The organism is Actinomadura terrae (assembly GCF_022751215.1).
Taxonomy (GTDB): domain Bacteria; phylum Actinomycetota; class Actinomycetes; order Streptosporangiales; family Streptosporangiaceae; genus Spirillospora; species Spirillospora terrae.
This window is the reverse complement of sequence record NZ_JAICDG010000004.1, coordinates 1-17,292: the sequence shown is the minus strand read 5'-3', so window position 1 is coordinate 17,292 and position 17,292 is coordinate 1. Positions and strand designations below refer to the sequence as shown.

14 protein-coding genes and 1 pseudogene are annotated in these 17,292 nt (G+C 64.4%); 9 read left to right on the top strand and 6 right to left on the bottom strand.

From position 1 onward, the window contains the following. Nucleotides 1-15 precede the first annotated feature (15 nt). From K2F47_RS24775 to K2F47_RS24755, 5 genes are all read right to left on the bottom strand, one after another. Nucleotides 16-327: a hypothetical protein gene (locus tag K2F47_RS24775; protein WP_242907587.1), complete on the bottom strand. Its 312-nt coding sequence runs from the start codon at nucleotides 325-327 to the stop codon at nucleotides 16-18. Continuing rightward, nucleotides 324-1,141 (bottom strand): IS5 family transposase gene (locus K2F47_RS24770; protein WP_242907586.1). Its coding sequence is split into 2 segments (ribosomal slippage): nucleotides 324-791 and nucleotides 794-1,141, totalling 816 coding nucleotides; the frame shifts between segments, so codons are not numbered across the junction. Before K2F47_RS24770 ends, K2F47_RS24775 begins: the two co-directional genes overlap by 4 nt. Before the next feature lie 218 nt (nucleotides 1,142-1,359). Beyond that, a complete protein-coding gene (locus tag K2F47_RS24765) occupies nucleotides 1,360-1,590 on the bottom strand; it encodes a hypothetical protein (protein WP_242907585.1) in 231 nt (76 codons plus the stop codon). Between the two features lie 339 nt (nucleotides 1,591-1,929). Then, nucleotides 1,930-2,747 (bottom strand): IS5 family transposase gene (locus tag K2F47_RS24760; protein WP_242907584.1). Its coding sequence is split into 2 segments (ribosomal slippage): nucleotides 1,930-2,397 and nucleotides 2,400-2,747, totalling 816 coding nucleotides; the frame shifts between segments, so codons are not numbered across the junction. A gap of 67 nt (nucleotides 2,748-2,814) precedes the next feature. Further along, a protein-coding gene (locus K2F47_RS24755) for an IS5 family transposase (protein ID WP_372490931.1) occupies nucleotides 2,815-3,602 on the bottom strand; the annotation gives its coding sequence in 2 pieces (ribosomal slippage) (nucleotides 2,815-3,278 and nucleotides 3,278-3,602; 789 coding nt in all). A gap of 224 nt (nucleotides 3,603-3,826) precedes the next feature. Between K2F47_RS24755 and K2F47_RS24750 the strand changes: the two genes are divergently transcribed. The 6 genes and pseudogenes from K2F47_RS24750 (at nucleotide 3,827) to K2F47_RS24725 (ending at nucleotide 9,274) form a co-directional block, all read left to right on the top strand. Then, nucleotides 3,827-4,489 (top strand): ribonuclease H family protein, encoded by a 663-nt coding sequence (locus K2F47_RS24750; protein ID WP_242907582.1) that lies wholly within the window; start codon nucleotides 3,827-3,829, stop codon nucleotides 4,487-4,489. Between the two features lie 473 nt (nucleotides 4,490-4,962). Next, a pseudogene (locus tag K2F47_RS24745) lies at nucleotides 4,963-5,841 on the top strand (IS5 family transposase). 214 nt (nucleotides 5,842-6,055) lie between these two features. Further along, nucleotides 6,056-6,385 carry a hypothetical protein gene (locus K2F47_RS24740; protein ID WP_242907580.1) on the top strand — a complete coding sequence of 110 codons (330 nt, stop codon included), beginning with the start codon at nucleotides 6,056-6,058 and terminating at the stop codon, nucleotides 6,383-6,385. Beyond that, nucleotides 6,354-6,854, top strand: coding sequence for an RNA polymerase sigma factor (locus K2F47_RS24735; protein ID WP_242907578.1), 501 nt, complete (start codon nucleotides 6,354-6,356; stop codon nucleotides 6,852-6,854). Before K2F47_RS24740 ends, K2F47_RS24735 begins: the two co-directional genes overlap by 32 nt. Nucleotides 6,855-7,057: 203 nt before the next feature. Continuing rightward, complete coding sequence (locus K2F47_RS24730) at nucleotides 7,058-7,999, top strand: MEDS and STAS domain-containing protein (RefSeq protein WP_242907576.1); 942 nt, start codon at nucleotides 7,058-7,060, stop codon at nucleotides 7,997-7,999. Between the two features lie 486 nt (nucleotides 8,000-8,485). After that, nucleotides 8,486-9,274 (top strand): hypothetical protein, encoded by a 789-nt coding sequence (locus K2F47_RS24725; RefSeq protein ID WP_242907574.1) that lies wholly within the window; start codon nucleotides 8,486-8,488, stop codon nucleotides 9,272-9,274. A 217-nt stretch (nucleotides 9,275-9,491) separates the two neighbouring features. Here K2F47_RS24725 and K2F47_RS24720 read toward each other — a convergent pair whose 3' ends face one another. Further along, nucleotides 9,492-10,355 carry a restriction system modified-DNA reader domain-containing protein gene (locus K2F47_RS24720; RefSeq protein WP_242907573.1) on the bottom strand — a complete coding sequence of 288 codons (864 nt, stop codon included), beginning with the start codon at nucleotides 10,353-10,355 and terminating at the stop codon, nucleotides 9,492-9,494. Between the two features lie 245 nt (nucleotides 10,356-10,600). On the opposite strand from K2F47_RS24720, the gene K2F47_RS24715 reads away from it, so the two are divergent. Genes K2F47_RS24715 through K2F47_RS24705 form a run of 3 tightly spaced genes read left to right on the top strand, consistent with a single transcriptional unit; the run spans nucleotide 10,601 to nucleotide 17,051 of the window. Next, nucleotides 10,601-14,122, top strand: a complete 3,522-nt coding sequence (locus K2F47_RS24715; protein ID WP_242907571.1) for a DEAD/DEAH box helicase family protein — start codon at nucleotides 10,601-10,603, stop codon at nucleotides 14,120-14,122. Then, nucleotides 14,119-15,552, top strand: coding sequence for a restriction endonuclease subunit S (locus K2F47_RS24710; RefSeq protein ID WP_242907569.1), 1,434 nt, complete (start codon nucleotides 14,119-14,121; stop codon nucleotides 15,550-15,552). The genes K2F47_RS24715 and K2F47_RS24710 overlap by 4 nt, the downstream gene beginning before the upstream one ends. Next, nucleotides 15,549-17,051 carry a class I SAM-dependent DNA methyltransferase gene (locus tag K2F47_RS24705; protein ID WP_242907567.1) on the top strand — a complete coding sequence of 501 codons (1,503 nt, stop codon included), beginning with the start codon at nucleotides 15,549-15,551 and terminating at the stop codon, nucleotides 17,049-17,051. The genes K2F47_RS24710 and K2F47_RS24705 overlap by 4 nt, the downstream gene beginning before the upstream one ends. Nucleotides 17,052-17,292 lie beyond the last annotated feature (241 nt).

Here is a 17,292-nt window from a genome sequence, read left to right as displayed (position 1 = left end):
CGCGGCGGGTCAGCTCTATCCTTCTTCCGCCTCCTCGATGTCGCCTGCAGGTGCACTTTTGGGAGCAACGTCCTGCGCGACTTGATTCCTGTAGTACCGAAAGGCACTTGGATATTTCTCCGGCGCATCACCGTACATGATCGCGTAGCCGGGTAGGGCGACCACCTGCCATCGGCCGGCTATGGTATCTATGATCAGCCTGAAAGCTTCGTCGGCTGTGAAATCGCCGGACGGGACCTCTATAAAGATGTTTTTAAGGTCCGAGTCGTCTTTATAGCAAAAATTGTATGGCAGGCCTGTTTTGATGACCTTAAGAGCGTGTCTCATGTGGGCTGTTTGGCGAGCTTCTTGTAGCAGGTGATGGCGGCGGCGAGGACGAGGAAGGCGTTGAACAGGTGGCTGTGGCGTTCGTAGCGGATGGTCAGGCGCCGGTAGCCCAACAGCCAGGCCGGCGTCCGCTCGATCTTCCAGCGGTGGCGGCCCAGGCGTTCGCCGGACTCGATGCCGGGCCTGGCGATGCGCGGGGTGATACCGCGTTGCCGCAGCCAGCTCAGGTGCTCGGCGGAGTGGTAGGCCTTGTCGGCGCGGAGCTTGACCGGTCGTCGGCGGCGTGGGCCGCGCCGGGACCGGATCGCCGGCAGCGCCATCAGCAGTGGCTTGAGGGCTTGGCCGTCGTGGAGGTTGGCGGCCGAGACACCGACCACCAGCGGCAGCCCGGCGGCGTCCGACAGGATGTGGAGTTTGCTGCCCTTCTTGCCGCGATCGACCGGGTTGGGGCCGGTCAGCGTGCCCCTTTTTTGGCGCGGACGGCGGCGGCGTCCACGATCGCCGACGTCCAGTCCACCTGTCCGCGGGCACCGAGCTCGTCCAGGACGGCGTGGTGCAGCCGCGGCCACAGCCCGGCCTTGGTCCAGGCGCTGAACCGGCGGTGCGCGGTCGGCACGCTCACCCCGAACTCCGCCGGCAGATGCCGCCACGCGCAGCCGCTGGTCAACACGTACACGATCGCGGTGAACACCGCCCGATCGTCCACCCCTGCGGTCCCGCCGCCCTGCCGCCGGGACGCGAACCTGGGGATCAACGGCTCGGCAAGCTCCCACAGCTCATCCGGCACCAGCCGCAACGCAAGATTCGACGACACAGTCCCGCATTATCCCGCAGGCCGCCCACAAACCACATGAGACACTCTCTAAGTAGCTGCTGAATGGTGGTTAGGTCGGGTATATTGCCTTCGACTGTCCGATCAAGGTCGATTGGGTAGGCGAGGTCGAAATGATTGGCCTTCAATACCGTCTTGTCGCGACGTCTGCCCGGGTCTTTGTTTCCGAGGCTCGAAACCGCGCTGACCTGCATGGACACCTAGTCAGAGCCTCCCCTGTTGACGGCCAGGCTGGCCGCCAACTCCAGCGTCTGCTCTCGCACGGTGGCAAAAGTCGGATCCGCGAGCGACTTCGGCGAGGCGCCGGCCATGGTTTCGGAGTTCACCGTTACGCGGTTTCCACCGGCGCGTAGAGCCCGGGTGTACTTTTTGCCACCACGCGCTGCTCGGCGGGCACGCAGCCGGTCGGTGGACTGCTTCTTGTGCGACATGATGCTCCAGTTCCTGGCGGACCCCACGTGCTCGCCGGACGGTCGTGCATCACGACGGCTTCTCTGCGCGGGCCTCGAAGGGCCTTGACCTCGACACCCGTAGCGACGTGGGCGCTGTACAGGCTCGGTGGACGGCAGTACGCGTCCAGCCGATGCTCGTACCGTAAACCGGGGGCCGGCTGGCGCTACTGCCCTAACCGGTAGAGGCCCCAAGCCTTCGTCGTCGGCTCCTCCTGCTCGGCGGAGACTTATCGCCGCCGGTGAAGGACGACCTTGGCGTTCCGCAGGCGTCCGATGTCCAAGGATTGGGTGCGGCGAGTCTCTTACTCAGAGTGTGTCTCATGTGGGCTGTTTGGTGAGCTTCCTGTAGCAGGTGATGGTGGCGGCGAGGACGAGGAAGGCGTTGAACAGGTGGCCGTGGCGTTCGTAGCGGATGGTCAGGCGCCGGTAGCCCAACAGCCAGGCCGGCGTCCGCTCGATGACCCAGCGGTGGCGGCCCAGGCGTTCGCCGGACTCGATGCCGGGCCGGGCGATGCGCGGCACGATTCCGCGTCGCCGCAGCCAGGCCCGGTGGTCGGCGGAGTGGTACGCCTTGTCGGCGCGTATCTTCACCGGCCGCCGCCGACGCGGGCCACGGCGCGATCGGATCGCCGGCAACGCCATCAGCAGCGGCTTGAGCGCCTGGCTGTCGTGGACGTTGGCCGCCGACACCGCGACCACCAATGGCAACCCCACAGCATCGGACAGTACGTGGACCTTGCTGCCCTTCTTGCCCCGATCGACTGGATTGGGGCCCGTCAGCGTGCCCCCCTTTTCGCGCGGACGGCCGCGGCGTCCACGATCACCGACGCCCAGTCCACCTGCCCGCGCGCACCCAGCTCGTCCAGCACCGCCCGGTGCAGGCGCGGCCACAGCCCCGCCCGCGTCCGGGCGGTGAACCGGCGATGCGCGGTCGGCACACTGACACCGAACTCCGCGGGCAGATGCCGCCACGCACACTCGCTGGTCAGCACGTACACGATCGCGGCGAACACCGCCCGATCGCTCACCGCCGCCGTCCCGCCACCCTGCCGCCGCGGCGCGAACTTGGGGATCAGCGGCTCGGCAAGCTCCCACAACTCATCCGGCGCCAGCCGCAACGCAAGATCCGACGACACGATCCCTCATTATCCCGCAGACCACACCGCACCCACGTGAGACACGCTCTTAGAGGTCGTAACAGAATCAGCGGACGAGGCGTCGTCGGCTGATGATGGCTGCGGCGAGGGTCATGAAGGCTTGGTGGATGTCGTCGCGGACCTCCCAGCGGATGCGTAAGCGGCGGAACCAGTGCAGCAGGCCGATGGTCTGCTCGACGATGTAGCGGTGGACGCCCAGCCCTGACCCGTGGGGGCTGCCGCGGCGGGCGATGATCGGTTTGATGCCCTTGGCCCCGACCAGGCGGCGGTACTTGCCGGGGTCGTAGCCGCGGTCGGCCAGCAGCCGCCCGGGTCTTCGCCGAGGCCGGCCGACCCGGCCCCGGACCGGTGGCACCGCCTCCAGCAGCGGCATCAACTGGGTGACGTCGTTACGGTTTCCGCCGGTCAACGACACCACGAGCGGGATGCCATGGCCCTCGGTCAGCAGATGGTGTTTGGAGCCCGGCCGCCCGCGGTCGACCGGGCTCGGACCGGTTTTGGGTCGCCCTTCAATGCCCGGACGTGGGAGCTGTCGATCACCGCCCTGGACCAGTCCAGTTGCCCGGCGGCGTGCCACTCCTCCAGCAGCAGCCGGTGCAACCTGTCCCACACGCCCGCCCGGTGCCACTCGGCCAGCCGCCGCCAGCACGTCATGCCCGACCCGAACCCCAGCTCTTGAGGCAGGAACTCCCACCGGTTCCCCGTATGCAGGACGAACAAGATCCCGCACAACACCCGGCGGTCCTCCAGCCGCTTCCGCCCGGCGTGGCGCTTACGGCGCTCCACCTTCGGCAGCAGCGGCTCGATCCGCTCCCACAGGCTGTCGGGCACGATCCATGGGGGTTGCTCGCCCTTACGCACCCGCCCACACCACACCCGCCCGCCATTACATGTCGCGCTACATGCGCATTCTGTTATGACCTCTTAGGGCTGCTGGCCGGACACGCCAGTGATCAAGCGCCTGGTATCCACGGAAGTCATCAGCGGGAGGACAGCGGACAGCACGGAGTAATCTCGATCGGCTCTCCTTGCGACCAGCGGCCTGCAAGCATGGGCGGATGCCAAATCGCCTTATCGCCGCCTGCGACGGCGCGTGCAAGAACAACCCGGGTCCCGCCGGGTGGGGGTGGGTCATCGCCAACGCCGATGAGCGCGTCGTGCAGTGGGCGTGCGGGCCACTCGGCGACGGGACCAACAACGTCGCCGAGTTGGCGGCCCTGCAGCAACTCTTACTGGCCACCGCCCCTGACACTGATCTGGAGATCCGCATGGACTCCACATACGCGATCAACGCCGTGACAAAGTGGCTGCCCGGCTGGAAGGCCAGAGGGTGGAAGACTGCGTCCAAGAAGCCCGTCGCCAACCGCGACCTCATCGAGGCGATTGATGGTCTGCTGACCGGGCGCAAAGCCGTGTTCGTGCACGTCGCGGCACATCAAGAGGACGGGGATATCCTCAACGCGCTTGCCGACCGCGCGGCCAACGCCGCCGCGACCAGTCAGCGGGTCGCCAACGGCACCAGTGCTGACGAGATCCCACAGGAAGCCGACAACGTTCGGCCCCGTCGTCGTAGATCTGCGTCCAAAAAGGCTGCTGGATCGTCTGACATCACGGCCAAGTTCCCTGGTACCTGCCGCTGCGGAGAGAAAATCAAGCCCGGGGACAAGATCGCCCAAGGCTCTGACGACAAGTGGGGGCATCCGGGCTGTGCAGAGTTCTGACGTAACCACCAAGCCGTCATATCCGGAGAGACGTTCCGCAGCAGTGCCCCCTCGATGTGGCGCTGCGTTCCTCGCCTTCTGGCCGAGGACAGCGCCGAGACTGACCGGCAACTCACCGGCCGTCTCGCTGACGTCGGACCGCAGGCACGGTGTTCTGGGAACACGCCCAGGGGTGCTCCGTAAACGGAGCATGACGTTGAGTCCGGCGCGCGCCAGGGGGCATGGCGGGGCCCTGCTGTGTCGGTGGCAGCCGACCAGCGCTAGGTGATCGGTTCCGAAGCGGTGCTGCGGCTGGGGCGGAGGAGCACCCAACAGCCGCCTGTCACCAACGTCATGACCGAGGACAACTAGGGTCGGTCTCGAACTCCGGCGTGTAACGGTGTGTCGTGATCCTTAGACAGCGAGGTCTCCGGTAGAGGGTTCATCGACCAAGAAGAGCCAGGAATACCGGAGACCTCGTGGCCACCCTAGCGGTGACGCGGCGGTTGGACCTGACCGATGGGCAGTGGGCGGTGCTGGAGCCACTGCTGCCGGCGCCCAAGGAACCGGGTCGGCCGTCGAAGTGGACGAAAAGGCAGCTCATCGATGGGATTCGGTGGCAAGTGCGGGTCGGTGCGCCCTGGCGGGACGTCCCGGGGTGTTACGGGTCCTGGCAGGGGGTGTACTCGCTGTTTCGCCGCTGGCAGCGGGCGGGCGTGTGGGCGCGGGTCGTGGCCGGGCTGCAAGGCCGTGCGGACGCCGGCCGGGCTGATCACCTGGGAGGTGGGTGTGGATTCCACCATCGCTCGGGCCCATCAGCACGCCGCCGGTGCTCGCACCCGGCCCGATGAGCAGGCCGAACCTCCCGATGAGGTCGGCGGTGAGCCTGCCGATTACGCGCTGGGACGATCGCGTGGCGGGTTCACCATCAAGATCCATTTGTCGTGCGAGCAGGAGCAGAAGGTGTTGTCGCTGCTGGTCACCGCCGGTCAGCGGGGAGACTCGCCGCAGTTGCGGCCTGTCCTGGAGTGGATCGAGGTGCGGCGGGTGGCCGGGGCGGCCCCCGCACCCGACCGGAGCGCGTCCGGGCCGACAATGCCTACAGTTCCCGCGCCAACCTGCGCAGACGCGGGATCGGCTGCACGATCCCGGTCAAGGCCGACCAGGCCTGCAATCGCGCAAAGCGTGGCAGCCGGGAAGGGCGCCCGCCGGTGTTCTGCCCGCTGGACTACCGGCAGCGGCACGCCGTCGAGTGCGCCATCAACCGCCTCAAACGCCGCCGGGCCGTGGCCACACGGTATGACAAGCTCGCCGTCCGCTACGAAGCCACCCTCCACATCGCCGTCATCAACGACTGGCTGATCTGCCTTTGAGACACGCCCGCCCTAGGGGCCTGGGAGCTCGCCAGGGCTCGTTCGGAGGGGTTTCTTCTCCTCGGTGTGAGAATCCTCCCCCTGGAGGCATCGCTTTCAACTTTTTTGTGGCCGGAGCGTCACGCACGTCTCATCTCGATCCCACTCACCACTGTCAACTGAGGTGATTCGACCGCTGTCGACCGGCAGGCGATCGGACTGAGGAAGGTGGGCCATGATCGGAGATCCAACACTGATCGGTGCGGCGGTGATCGTAACGACCATCGTCGCGGGCGTGGTTACGACGTGGCTACGGACACGCTCGCTGGAGCGGTTCCACCGAGAGCAGATGAGCACCCGCGAGGCCATGGTGCGCCGGCTTACCCCCAAGGGCGGCCGCCTCATCGATGTCCTGAACGGCCGCCTTCTCGTGATCGAGGTCGGGGAGCGCATGCGCCCACACGACCTGACTGTCCCACTGTTGGCCGCGCTGTCCCGACAGTCCGACGACGGACGGTGCCAAGCAGTCGCCGGTGGGTGGCTGGAACACCCTCGTGCAAAATGAAATCAGCGAGTACTTCGAGCAGGACTACAACCAGCTTGTCGGGTTCGTCATGAGACTCGGTGCCCAGCAGTCGACCGCGGAAGACGTAGCCCAGGCAGCCTTCGCCCAGGCCTGCGTCCAATGGAGCCGGATCACCCATCCCCACGCGTGGCTTCGCCGCGTCGTTTTCCGCATCTACTACCAGGAGGTAAGGAGGGCCAGCCGTCTGAGAGAACAGTGGTCCCCTGCATCGACGCCGGCGGTCGACCCGGCTGATCACGCGGCCGGCTGCGACCAGGTGCTGGCCGCGCTGGCGACGCTCCCGGTCAGACAGCGGGAGGTGATGGCGTGGCATGTCGACGGATATGAACCTGAGCAGATCGCCCGCGAACTCGGGTTGACCGCCGAGAATGTCCGCAAAGCACTGCAACGAGCACGGGAGCGGCTGAAGAAGCTGCTGGCAGAGCAACTGGAGAGGGGGACACCGTGATGAGCCGTCATCATGATGCGGAACCGTCGTCTCTCCTCACAGACGCCGAATTGGATTCGCTGCTCTCCGCGTCGGACGCGCAACTGGCCGAGACGCTGCGACGTACGGTCGATCAGCCCGCGGGGCTCGCCGCTGTGTTCGAAGAGGCCAGGGACAAGCAGGCATCGGTCCCACTGTGGGCGACCAGACGATCCGTCAGCGCCATGAGTCCGGGAGATCACGGCTGGCTGGCCTACAGCAGCCATGAAGAGCGCGACAGGGTCATCGGCCACTTCGTCCGCGAGGGTTTCGAGACCAACGAGAAGGTTGTCTATGTGACCGACGCGCCCGCCGAGCGGTTGCCCGGCATCGGTCCCCGGCACCGCGCGGACGTGCAGGCCTACAGCAGGACGGGCCAGCTCCGGGTGCTCTCCCGGCGCGACGCCTACCTCGACCGGCGCGGCGCCTTCCAGCCCGGCCGGATGGCGGAGACGATCGGCCGGGAGGTGGAGGCGGCGTTCGGTGAGGGCTTCCGCGCCGTCCGACTGACCACCGACTACAGCTGGCTCCTCAGCGAGCCGGGCCGCCCCGACATCGGCGAGATGCTGGGCTGCGAGCACCAGGTGGGCGACGCCGTCTCGTCCAGCACCATGGCGATGTCGATCTGCCAGATCGACAGGCACGCGTGCCCGCCCGACGAGCTTGTCGCCCTGCGCCACTTGCACGAGGTGCTCGTGGAAGTGAACCCCGAGTTCGACGACGGGATCCTGAAGATCGTCCGCACCTTCGAGCCGAACGGGCTGCGGGTCGAAGGGGAATTCGACGCCGTCCGGTACGCCGTGTTCGCTGAGCAGCTCACCCAGGTGAGCAAGGACTGCCACAGCGTCCACCTGGATCTGTCTCGGCTCGCGTTCATCGACCTCGGCGGCCTGAACCTGCTGGCGCAGCACGCCGCCGTCCTTCCGGCGGGCGAGCTGCTCGTGCTCGACCACCTGCCCCCGGATGTGGAGAGCGTCATCGAGAGGGTCGGCTGGCACCGGCTACCCGGACTGGCACGAGGGAAGGAAGCTGGGGACTGGACCGACGGAAGTCATGCCGCCTCGACCAGAAGCTCGAAGGCTGCGAGCGAGAAGAAGGCCGAGCACAAACCAGGACACAAACAGTAGGGGCTGGCCAGTCCGGCCAAGTAGTGAGCGCGGCGCCTGGATCGGGTTTCTGTGGGGCGGGCAACGCTCCGGATTCCGGACTCTGGAATCTTTACGGCTACGACGGGTCAGCCGGGGAGGTGGTGGGCCAGGGAGTTGGGCCAGGTGCTCGCTGTTCAGGGTGGGCAGGTCGGGGTGTTGGGTGCGGCGACTAAAGACATCCGCAAGATCGCGCCGTCCAGAGCTGCCGATGACCTGCACGTTCATCAGTCCGGCGACATAGTTCAGCGTTGAACGTGACAGGTCCAGGCCAGCCCCGTCGAAAAAAACGTAGAGACCTCTGGTTCAGACAACGCGATTGTGGTGATCAACCCGTCTACCAGGGGTCTCTCTGCCTCGGGCCCCAACCGATGCATCGCGATCACACTGTGACCAGCGGACTGCCGCCGCAGGGAAGAAATGGGTTCACTGCACCTGCTAAGGATACTTGCTGATTTACTTGGATCCGTGATCGACACCTATGCGCTGCAGGCAGTCCAAGGAGCACCAAAGATAACGGTCATCCTGGGCGCCGTCGCGGCCGTCGCGGCAACTATTTCGCTAATTATTGCGATACTCAACAGATACCGCCCGATCCTTCCTAAGCGACAACTCCTGTATGGAATGACCGCAACCCCAAAGCTGATAGCAGAGGAAGTGAAAGACAAAGGAGAACTCAAGGTCTTATTTCAGGATCAAGAAATCGAGGACCCTCGAATAATAAAAATCGGACTAATGTCCGGTGACGCTGATTTTCCCAGTGACTCGTATGATAATGATCGACCGATCGTCTTTGAGCTTAATACTCGAGTAATTTCCATCATTGGCATCGAAGTGCGGTCCCCCTCTTCTCCACCTCCGCAGAACGTGACCGCCGACGGGACGCGCGTCTTGCTCGGGCCCGATCTAATCGGCAAGAGGCAGGGTATCGTGATAACCGCCATGGTTGATGGCGAAGCAACCATCGAGTGTCACAGCACTCTCAAGGGAGCGGCACTTAGAGAGTATTCAACTAAGGTTCCCATTGAGCTTGCGATCAAAGTGATCGTAGGGGCAGTATGCCTACTCCTGATATCCCAGATACTTAACGCCAAGAGCAGCAATCCGTGGCCAGTTCTTCTTGTTCAACTTCCCCTCGACCTCATGCTTGCAGCATCGGCCATAGTGGCAACTTCCATAGGAATTCGCTGGGCTGGGCGAAATCTCTGGAGTGACATTTTTAAGCAAAAGCAAAAGAGGCGCAGCAGAAAACCTTAGCCTCGATTTTCACGGCGCCGACGGGGTTATGTAGCGGCCTGATCGTTGTTTGGTTTTGCTGAGTGGTAAAAGCTGGTGGCCCGGATGTCGCTCCGGGCGGCGAGGCACATCAGAGCCTCCACCGAACCGGCGCGCTTCAGTCCCAGCAAGGCCGGCCACCTGGTCAAGGTGATTGCCGTGCTGGAGAACCACGAAACCACCCGAGGAAGAAAAAGGGTCAGTCTGTGGATGACGTGTTGAGGCGCTGGCGGAGGGTAGCGAGGGTGACTCTGCCGGTTTCGGTCTCTGCCGCCCAGAAGGACCAACCGTTTACGGACCCGCTGGTGACATAGTCCGCCGCGCCCGACGGGCTGTTGAAGGAGCGTTCGTCATACTCGATGCGGCCGTCCGGCAGGACCGTCGCCTCGGCTGGCCAAGCGCTGCTGGTGGAGACCAGTTTCGCGTGTGCTTGAAGCAGGCCAGCGCTTAGAAGATCTTGCACCGTGCCTCGAATCACTCGTCTCGCAGGTTTGCTGGCCGCAGCCGGTGTTCGGGCGGGCGGGACTGCCGACTCGTGTCCTCGTGGCGGCGTTGGGTGCGTCGGGTCGTAGCCGAGAAGGCGCAGGACGCGGACGAACGGCATGACGCAGGATTCGAGCATCTGGCGATCGTGTGGCGGCAGCGTCTCGTCGATCGGGCGCCGGATGTTGTGGAGGCGGGCGTTCGTGGCCGCCTGCAACAGGTCGTACAGGCGTCCTTCCAGCCACCCGACTTGAGCCGAGTGGAACCCGTACTTGGTGTCCCTGCGGACAAGTACCGCGCGGGACCAATGATCTTTCTGGCTGAGGTGAGTCGACAGCCGAGACTTGATGCCTGCGGGAGCCTTGCCGACGTAGCCACCCCACGTCCCGTCCTGGCTTGCAGGGTCAAGAAGCACGTAGACGCCCGGTACGTCCCAGTCGGAGCCGAGCGATCTGACGCCGTTGCGCTCCACGACGGCTACGCACAGGGCGACGTGATCGATGTAGACCTCGATCGGGTCCTGGGCTGAGTCAGGGATGACCACACTTGCCGACAGGCTGTCACCAGCACCGATCTTCAACCTTCCCTCCAAGCTCTTTGCGAGCATCGTACGGGCGCCGAGGGGAGGGCGGCGCCGCTGCTCGGATCTCCTGCCTCCTCCTTCCAAGGGAACGGCGGCAGGTGGCTCACAGAGCCGTTGACCTGTCGCGTGCTCTCGCATGCTGCAACCTTGTTCGACTGGCTCCCGCAAACCTCTGGGAAGAGGCGGCAGAATTAGATATTCTGCGATGTTCTTCGCAACGTCCAGATGCGGAATGAGGGTACATGGTCGACCCGATCGAAGAGCTGGCAGGACAGTCGCGCAACTTCGGCTACCTGTTCCAGCACGAGCCGTTGCTCGTACTGGACGGTTCCTCTGCCGAGGCGTACGTCTACAGCGATCCGGACGCGGCGATGTTCAAGGCACGAAAGTTTACCGAGACGATGGTGAAGCTGCTGGTCAGACAGACACAGACCGGCGTGGCCGCCTCTGCGTCGCACGCCGTCAGGATCAATGCGCTCGCTCAGGCCGGAGTGATTCCTCTCAAGGTCCGGCAGGATTTTGATGACGTCCGTAAATCGGGGAACCGGGCTGTCCACACTCACTGGGGCAACGTACGAGCGGCGCTGGCGTGCGTGCGGACATGCTTTGACCTCGGAGTCTGGTTCCACAAGACCAATGCTCCAAAAGATCCTCCGCCACTGGGCTTCGTGCCACCGCCCGATCCGACGACGGAAGCTCCGGAGTCGGCGAACGAGCGCGCCGAACTAAAGGAACTACGCCGAGAGCTGGAACGCCTCCGTGAACGGCTGGCCGCCGTCAAGGTAAGCCGGGATGGCCAGCTGACCAAACTGGAGGCGGAGACCCAAGCGCGCCTCCAAGCCCAAGAAGAACTCGCCCGAGTGTTGGAGCAGCGCGACGACCTTCTCGCGCTAGTTGAGCAGAGCCAGCAGGACTTGGCTGCCGCCGAAGCCCGGTTCGCAGCCGATAACGCCAACGCACCCAGAGTCAGCGCCGCCCAACGCGATGCGTTCATCGCGCGCGCCCAGCACGCGGCCACCGAACCGCTGACCGAGGCCGAGGTCCGCCAGCGAGTAGACGAGATGCTGCGCCTCGCCGGCTGGGCGGTCCAGGACGCCAGCGAAACGAACCTGTTCGCCGCCCAAGGAGTGGCCGTACGCGAGGTACCCACGGCCAAGGGCGTTGCCGATTACCTCCTGTGGGTGGATCAGAAGATCGTCGGAGTGATCGAGGCCAAGCGTGAAGGCGTCATCCTCACCCCGGTCGAGACGCAGTCGGCCCGCTACGCCGACACCCTCACCGCCTCACAGCAGTTCGCTGCCTGGCGGATTCCGCTGCCGTTCCGGTATGAGACCACCGCGAACGAAACCCACTTCACCAACACCCTCGACCCGGCGCCGCGCGCCCGCTCGGTCTTCTCCTTCCACCGGCCCGAAACGCTGGCCCGCTGGATGCGCGAAGCCGACGCCGAACCCGACACCCCCACGTTGCGCGGACGGCTCCGCGCCCTGCCGCCCCTCGACACGCGGGGCTTGCGCACGGCACAGATCCGCGCCATCACGGGCTTGGAGGAGTCATTGGTGCGGGACGAGCCACGCGGGCTCGTCCAGATGGCCACCGGGGCCGGCAAGACCTACATGGCAGTCACACAGACCTACCGGCTGCTGAACTACGCCAAAGCGCGGCGGGTGCTGTTCCTGGTCGACCGCAACAACCTCGGCAAGCAGGCCTACACCGAGTTCGACAACTTCCTCACGCCCGATGACGGCCGCAAGTTCACAGAGCTGTACAACGTCGAGCGACTCGGCGGTGCGGCCATGAAGGACTCGACCAAGGTCGTCATCTCCACCGTCCAGCGCCTGTACGCCCGGCTGCGCGGCGAACCGGTCGACCCCGAGGCCGAGGACGAAAGCTACGACAGCTACGACGCCGACGACGTCGTCGAAGTCAGCTACAGCGCCGACATGCCACCGGAGACGTTCGACCTCATCATCGTGGACGAGTGCCACCGGTCGATCTACGGCGTGTGGCGCCAGGTGCTGGAGTACTTCGACGCCTACCTGGTCGGCCTCACCGCGACGCCGGTCAAGCAGACCTTCGGATTCTTCGGCCAGAACCTGGTCAGCGAGTACACCTACCGCGAGTCGATCGCCGACGCCGTCAACGTCGACTTCGACGTCTACCGGATCCGGACCGAGCACGCCGAGCAAGGCGCCATCATCGACCGCGGCACCGTGGTCCCCATCATGAGCCGCCCCACCCGCCGCAAACGCTACGAGGAACTCGACGACGACCTCACCTGGACCGGCACCCAACTGGGGCGCAAAGTCATCAGCACAGGTCAGCTCCGCCTCGTGCTGGAGACCTTCAGGGACCGGCTGTTCACCGAGATCTTCCCGGGCCGCAGCTACGTCCCCAAGACGTTGATCTTCGCTGTGGACGACAACCACGCCGAAGAGATCGTGAACATGACCCGCATCGTGTTCGGCCAGGGCAACGACTTCTGCAAGAAGATCACTTACAAGGCCGCCGACCCGGACGCGCTGATCGCAGAGTTCCGAAACTCCCCGGACCTGCGGATCGCCGTCACTGTTAACATGATCGCCACCGGCACCGACATCCGGCCGCTGGAGTGCGTGTTCTTCCTCAACGAGGTCAAGAGCTGGGCCCTGTTCGAGCAGATGAAGGGCCGAGGTGCCCGAACCGTCGACTCGGCCGAGCTCAAGCAGGTCACCCCAGACGTGGAGGAGAAGACCAGGTTCGTCATCATCGACGCCGTCGGTGTCACCGACTCCCCGCGCGTGGAGGCGACCCCGCTGGTGCAGCACAGCGAGAAACAGATCAGCTTCGAGGCTCTGCTGAAGAAGGCCGGCAACCTGACCATCAGCCCAGACGAGGCATCCACCCTGGCCGGACGGCTTGCCCGCCTGAACAAGCAGATCACCCCCGACGAGCGCGCCGAACTGGAGAACCTGGCCGGCCGCCCGCTCGCCGAGGTGATCGCGTCCGTGTCCAGCTGCGCCGACCCCGACGCACTGCAAAAGGCGTACGGTGAAGGCGGGCCGGAGGGGAAGGCCGCCGTCCATGCTCTAGTCGTCCGGGCCGTCCGGCCGCTGGCTGAGAACGCCGAGCTGCGCCGTCGCCTCTTGGAGATCCGCCGCGCCCACGACATCTACTGGGACGAGGTCAACCGCGACACCCTCATCGACGCTGCGGGCCGGGACCCCAAACTGCGCGCTCAAGAGGTCGTCACCTCCTGGCGCTCCTACCTGGCCGAGCACAGCGACGAGATCACGGCGATCGAGGCCGCTTACCGCAGCGGGCAGCCTGGCCGCGCCGCCTACGCCAAGCTCAAGGAACTGGCGGCACGTATCGCCCGTCCCCCGCACGAGTGGACGCCCGAGGAGCTGTGGACGTCCTACGAACGCCTCAACCTCGCGGCTGACAAGCGCGGCGCCAAGCACGGACCCGTCGATCTCATCAGCCTCATCCGCTACGAGCTCGGCCTGGACACAGAGCCCAAACCGCACCGCAGCGTCGTAGAGGAGCGGTACGCTGCCTGGCTTGTGAAGCAACAGCAGGCCGGAGCCGCGTTCACCGCTGATCAGCGGTGGTGGCTGGACCACATCCGCGACGTGGTCATCACCCACGCCGCCGTCGACCACACCGAACTCGACAAGCCCCCCTTCACCAACCGCGGCGGCATCGACGGCTTCCTGCGCACCTTCGGCGACGACAAAGCTGAAAACCTCCTCACCGACCTGAACCGGAACCTCACCGCATGAACGACCTTCCCCCCGGCTGGGCTGAAGCATCTCTTGGAGAGATCGCCGATACATCCCTCGGGAAGATGCTCGACCGAGGCAAGGCCACCGGTAAACATACCGTTCCCTACCTGAGGAACGTGAACGTCCAGTGGGGACGGATCGATCTCGACGACGTCCTGACCATGGAGATCCCGCCCGAGGAGCAGGATTTCTTTAAGTTGGAGCCCCGTGACCTTCTTGTATGCGAGGGCGGCGAAGTGGGCCGTTGTGCCATATGGGCAGGCGACGCCGAATACATGGCATTCCAAAAAGCGCTCCATCGAGTTCGACCGCACGCGGGAATCGAAGTTAAGTACTTGCGCTATCTAATGGAATACATGAGCCTGTCAAGGATGCTTGTTCCATATTCTACGGGGAGTACCATCAAGCATCTTTCTCAACAGCAACTTCGTCGCCTGCCGATCGTGATACCGCCGACCCCCGAACAATGCCGTATCGTCGCTGCCCTGGAGGGGCTTCTCTCTCGCCTTGAACGAGGAACAGAGCAAGTTGCGAAGCTGATTCGGCGTATCGATCGGTTCCGTGATGCGCTGATGGCTGCTGCCTGCACGGGGCGACTTAAGGGTGACTCATATTACGATTTTGCCGCTGTCAAGCTTGCGTCAGCGGATTCAATTGATGGTGATCTACCGGATATCCCGAGCCACTGGAGTTGGGCTCGGCTGAGTGAGATAGCCGAGGTGGTTGGCGGTGTAACCAAAGACAGCAAGAAGCAGAGTGACCCTGCGCTACCCGAAGTGCCCTACCTCCGGGTCGCCAACGTTCAAAGGGGGCGGCTTGATCTCGCGAATGTATCCTACATTCGTGTGCCCCCACAGAAGGCAAGGCAGTTGGAGCTTCGCCCCGGCGATGTCCTTCTCAATGAAGGCGGGGACCGGGACAAGCTTGGCCGTGGCTGGATTTGGGAGGGGCAGATTCCCGGCTGCATCCACCAAAATCATGTGTTCCGTGCTCGCGTATTGGATAGTGTTCTCCATCCCAAGCTGCTGGCCTGGCACGCCAACGGCTTCGGTAAACGCTGGTGTGAGGTCAACGGAAAGCAGAGTGTGAACCTCGCTTCAATCAGCCTCGCCAAGATCAAGATGCTGCCACTTCCTCTGCCGCCTATCGAGGAACAGAAACAGTTGGTCGCCGAGGCGGAACAATACCTAACGCTCCTTGATAACGCGGAGCGGACGGCTCGAGCCTCCCTATCCCGCGCTTACGAGTTGCGGAAGTCGCTGCTAACCGAGGCGTTCGCGGGGCGTTTGGTGGAGCAGGATCCAGCGGATGAGCCTGCCTCGGTACTGCTCGAACGGATCCGGGCGGAGCGAGTGGTGCAGGGGCCAGTGCGGCGGACGCGGCGAGGCAAGGGCGAGAAGGCACCTCAGAAAGAGACGCTGTTGTGAGTACCTCGGAGACGCGGCGGCTGGTCGCGAAGCTGTGGAACTACTGCGATGTGCTGCGAGACGACGGTGTATCTACGATCGACTACGTCGAGCAGCTCACATTTCTGCTGTTCCTGAAGATGGGGCACGAGCGGTCCAGCCGCGTGAGCTTTCCAGATCTGGCGCTCAGCCCGGTGGGGGATGCCTGGCAATCGCTGCTTGACTCCGACGGCCAAGCGTTGGAGGACACCTACAACCACGTTCTTCGGGAGTTCGGGCAGCGCAAGGACACGCTCGGGGTCATCTTCCGCAAGGCACAGAACCGGATCCAGGATCCAGCCAAGCTCAAGAAGCTGATCGTCGACCTGATCGACAAGGAGCAGTGGTCCAGCCAGGGCGTCGACGTTAAGGGCGACGCCTACGAAGAACTGCTGGCCAAGGGAGCCGAGGACATCAAGTCGGGGGCCGGGCAGTACTTCACCCCCCGCGAACTCATCGCCGCCATGGTCGACTGCGTCCAGCCTGGACCAGATGACGTGGTCTGCGACCCGTCCTGCGGCACCGGCGGCTTCCTGCTGGCGGCTCACGACTACATCCAGCGGCACCACGGCGACAGCCTGACACCTGAGCAGCGCGACCGGCTCGTCGGTGGAGGCATTCGTGGAGTTGAGCTGGTGGACGGCACGGCCCGGTTGGCAGCGATGAACATGCTGCTCCACGGAATCGGCAAACCCAACGGCCAGTCGCTGATCGATGTCAAGGACGCACTGGCCGAGCCGTCCCACATGTATCCCAGCGTGGTTCTCGCCAACCCGCCTTTCGGCCGCAAGTCCTCCATCACAGTCGTCGGGGAGGACGGGCGGGTCGGCCGGGAGGACATCGAGTACTCCCGGCAGGACTTCTGGGTCACCACCAAGAACAAGCAGCTCAACTTCGTCCAGCACATCGCGTCCATGCTCGGCATTCCCGGTCGTGCAGCCGTCGTCCTGCCCGACAACGTGTTGTTCGAGGGCGGGGCCGGCGAGACGATCCGGCGGCGGCTGCTCAAGCAGTTCGATGTACACACCCTGCTGCGGCTTCCGACTGGCATCTTCTACGCGGGCGGCGTCAAGGCCAACGTGCTCTTCTTCGACAAGAAGCCGGCCCGGCCCGATGCCCCTTGGACCTCCAAGCTGTGGGTTTACGACTTCCGGACCGGCCAGCACTTCACGCTCAAACAGAACCGGCTCACTCGTGAGCACCTGGACGACTTCGTCAAGTGCTACCGGCCCGGCGAGCCGAGCGAGAGCCGCATCGAGACCGAGCGGTTCAAGCCCTTCACCTATGACGAACTGATCGCGCGGGACAAGGTCAATCTCGATATCACGTGGCTCAAGGACCCGAGCCTGGCGGACGCCGACAGCCTCCTACCGCCCGAGGTCATCGCTCGCGAGATTGTGGAGGACCTGACGGCCGCCCTCGCTGAGTTCAACGCCATGGCGGAGGCCCTCGAACAGAACAAAGGCCAGCCGCCATCTTGATGTGTATTGTTTCGGCAAACGCTGCTGGCACAGCGTTCCATGAGCCGGACGCAGTGAGGTTTCCGGTAGATGGTTCATCGGCCAGGAAGAACCCATAGCTGGAGGCCTCTTGGCTACCCTAGAGCCTGTCCCGTAACGGTTGTGGATCTTGATCGATGATCTTGGTGTGGATCAAGCGATCAACGCTGAGGACAGGGTCTGGGTGCCGACCTTCACGGGGTTGTCGATGCGGCAGTTCGGC

Excerpts from the sequence above, each read along its gene's own strand:
- K2F47_RS24710 (WP_242907569.1), top strand. The coding sequence starts at position 14,119 with ATGAACGACCTTCCCCCCGGCTGGGCTGAAGCATCTCTTGGAGAGATC.
- K2F47_RS24765 (WP_242907585.1), bottom strand. The coding sequence starts at position 1,590 with ATGTCGCACAAGAAGCAGTCCACCGACCGGCTGCGTGCCCGCCGAGCA.
- K2F47_RS24715 (WP_242907571.1), top strand. The coding sequence starts at position 10,601 with ATGGTCGACCCGATCGAAGAGCTGGCAGGACAGTCGCGCAACTTCGGC.
- K2F47_RS24740 (WP_242907580.1), top strand. The coding sequence starts at position 6,056 with ATGATCGGAGATCCAACACTGATCGGTGCGGCGGTGATCGTAACGACC.
- K2F47_RS24730 (WP_242907576.1), top strand. The coding sequence starts at position 7,058 with ATGAGTCCGGGAGATCACGGCTGGCTGGCCTACAGCAGCCATGAAGAG.
- K2F47_RS24775 (WP_242907587.1), bottom strand. The coding sequence starts at position 327 with ATGAGACACGCTCTTAAGGTCATCAAAACAGGCCTGCCATACAATTTT.
- K2F47_RS24750 (WP_242907582.1), top strand. The coding sequence starts at position 3,827 with ATGCCAAATCGCCTTATCGCCGCCTGCGACGGCGCGTGCAAGAACAAC.